Below are 1942 nucleotides of genomic sequence, written 5' to 3'. Positions count from 1 at the left end.
CAGGGGCGCGGGGAACTGCGCGAGAAGCCCCACCGGGCCCGCACTCCCCCACCAACGCAAGCCGCCCACGGCGGTCCGAAAGGACCCGCCGTGGGCGGCCGCGTGCAATACGGGGCGAAGGCTAGATCAGCCCGAGACCACGGACCGCTTCGCGCTCCTCCGTCAGCTCCGCGACGGACGCGTCGATGCGCGCACGCGAGAACTCGTTGATGTCCAGGCCCTGGACGATCTCGTACTTGCCGTCCTTGGTGGTGACGGGGAAGGACGAGATGATGCCCTCGGGCACGCCGTACGAGCCGTCCGACGGGATGCCCATGGAGGTCCAGTCGCCCTCGGCCGTGCCGTTGACCCAGGTGTGGACGTGGTCGATGGCGGCGTTGGCGGCGGAGGCGGCCGAGGACGCGCCCCGGGCCTCGATGATCGCGGCGCCGCGCTTGGCGACGGTCGGGATGAACTCGTCGGCCAGCCACGCCTCGTCGCCGCCGATGGCCTCGATGGCCGGCTTGCCCGCGACGGACGCCTGGAAGATGTCCGGGTACTGGGTGGCCGAGTGGTTGCCCCAGATCGTCAGGCGCTTGATGTCGGCGACCGTCGTGCCGGTCTTCTTCGCGAGCTGGGTCAGCGCGCGGTTGTGGTCGAGGCGCGTCATGGCGGTGAAGCGCTCGGCCGGTACGTCCGGCGCGGCGGCCTGGGCGATGAGGGCGTTGGTGTTGGCCGGGTTGCCGACGACCAGGACCTTGATGTCGTCCGCGGCGTTGTCGTTGATGGCCTTGCCCTGGGGCTTGAAGATGCCGCCGTTGGCCTCCAGGAGGTCACCGCGCTCCATGCCCTTGGTGCGCGGGCGGGCGCCGACGAGGAGACCGACGTTCGTGCCGGAGAAGGCCACGTTCGGGTCGTCGGTGATGTCGATGCCCTGGAGCAGCGGGAAGGCGCAGTCGTCGAGCTCCATGGCGGTGCCTTCGGCGGCCTTGAGCGCGGGGGTGATCTCCAGGAGGCGCAGCTTGACCGGCACGTCCGCGCCGAGCAGCTGGCCGGAGGCGATGCGGAAGAGCAGTGCGTAGCCGATCTGGCCGGCGGCGCCGGTGACGGTGACGTTCACGGGAGTGCGGGTCATGGCGTTCTCCGTATGACAGCAGGTCTTTTGATCGATCTCTCTACATCAAGAGATCCGCTCGTCAGGCTATCGCGCCCCGCCCGTACCGGACCTACCGGTTCGTGTGGCTCACCCCACAGAGGGAGCCCGCCCGAACGTGGGGCGGCCGCCGACCTCGGGAGAGAGGGATCGGCGGCCGCCGGGGGTGCCACTTGTTCGTGACCGTCCCGTGGGGGTAATGCTGCGCCTGCCCCGAAGAACCGCGCTCATGCATGGTCAATTCCGCGGGGCCGTCGCGGGTGCCGTCGGGTGCTACTCGGTGCAGCCCTTCTCCCCGGACGAGAGCGTCGCGCAGGCCTTGGCCTCGGCGGCCGAGGCGACGGCCACCATCGGGGTGTACGCGTCGGTGTCCGCGTCGCCGACCAGGCCCTTCTTCGACTTCTTGGCCCCGGCGTCGAGCTGGACGCTGTCGCCGGGCGCCGCGCCCGTGACGCGCGCCCAGGCCGCCTTGCACGTCTTGCTGTAGCGGACCTCCACGGTGACCGCGCCGACCACGGCCCGGGAGGGGCTGTCGGCGAAGTCGCCGCCGCAGCCCATGGCCTCCGGGTCCTTGCCGGTGCAGCCGGCGCCCACGCACTGGACGCCCGCGGGCAGTTGGGGTGCGCTGGTGGTCGGCGAGGAGGACGGCTCGGCCTTGTTGTCCTTGTCGTCGCCGCCGCTGGTCAGGACGTAGGCGATGAGCACGACGACCGCCGCGCCCAGGACTCCCGCGAGGAACATGGTCAGCCGTCGCTTGCCCGGGCCGCCGGACTTCCCCGGCGGCGCGGCCGGTGCCGCGGGCGGGGCGGG

Annotated in this window: 2 protein-coding genes; both read right to left on the bottom strand. The window is 71.6% G+C overall.

Going from position 1 to position 1942, the window contains the following annotated elements; genetic code table 11:
- Positions 1-121: 121 nt before the first annotated feature.
- On the bottom strand, positions 122-1114 hold the full coding sequence (locus tag G3I40_RS25060) for a malate dehydrogenase (RefSeq protein WP_164304383.1): 993 nt from the start codon (positions 1112-1114) through the stop codon (positions 122-124).
- 291 nt (positions 1115-1405) lie between these two features.
- Positions 1406-1942 (bottom strand): DUF2690 domain-containing protein (locus G3I40_RS25055; RefSeq protein ID WP_164304382.1); only part of this gene is annotated, 537 nt, incomplete at its 5' end.

This window comes from Streptomyces sp. SID14478 (assembly GCF_010548525.1).
In the GTDB taxonomy this organism is placed as follows: domain Bacteria; phylum Actinomycetota; class Actinomycetes; order Streptomycetales; family Streptomycetaceae; genus Streptomyces.
The sequence above is the reverse complement of the archived record's forward strand: the minus strand, read 5'-3'. Positions and strand labels throughout refer to the sequence as shown.

What these genes read in the sequence shown, in the direction of transcription:
- G3I40_RS25060 (WP_164304383.1), bottom strand. Translation starts at nt 1,114, where the DNA reads ATGACCCGCACTCCCGTGAACGTCACCGTCACCGGCGCCGCCGGCCAG.